1 protein-coding gene is annotated in these 592 nt (G+C 65.4%); it reads left to right on the top strand.

Annotated features, from left to right (window positions below):
- Positions 1 to 121 precede the first annotated feature (121 nt).
- The gene (locus CWO89_RS45050; RefSeq protein ID WP_130584477.1) at positions 122 to 517 is read left to right on the top strand and encodes a thioesterase family protein; all 396 of its coding nucleotides are present in this window, start codon (positions 122 to 124) and stop codon (positions 515 to 517) included.
- Positions 518 to 592: the final 75 nt, after the last annotated feature.

Raw genomic sequence — 592 nt, 5'->3', positions numbered from 1 at the left:
ATTGCGTTGTGGCGCGAGCTGCCGATCGCCGGTCTTCGCCAAATGACTTCCTGTGGTTATGGGTCCCGGATCAGCGCTCACTTCGTTCGCTTGTCCGGGACGACACCGTGTGTGAGGCAACATGGACGCCCGCGACGTCATCAAGATCGGCGTGAGTGCCGAGCGCACGCTTGTGGTGCCGCCCGAGCGCACCGTCGGGCATTTCGTGCCTGGCATGCCGATGGTCTACGCCACGCCGATGATGATCCTGGAAATGGAAATGGCCTCGGGCGATGCGATCCGCGGCAACCTGCAGCCCGGCTGGGTCACCGTGGGCACCGAGGTCGACATCCGCCATCTCTGGGCTGCGCCCGTGGGCGCCCTGGTGCGCACCACCGCAAAAGTCATCGCGGTCGAACGCCGCGTGATCCGCTTCGAGGTGCAGGCTTTCCACGGTGAGCGCAAGATCGGCGACGGCCGCCACGCCCGCGGCCTGGTCAATGTCGAGAGTTTTACCAGGCGGATCGCGGAGCAGTGAATCCGGTAGGGTGGGCAAAGCGCAGCGTGCCCACCATCCACGTTCCGCTCGTGATGGTGGGCACGCTGCGCTTTG

Source organism: Bradyrhizobium sp. Leo170, assembly GCF_004296405.1.
In the GTDB taxonomy this organism is placed as follows: Bacteria; Pseudomonadota; Alphaproteobacteria; order Rhizobiales; family Xanthobacteraceae; genus Bradyrhizobium.
Note: the sequence above shows the minus strand (reverse complement) of the source record. Positions and strands in the feature narration are given on the sequence as shown.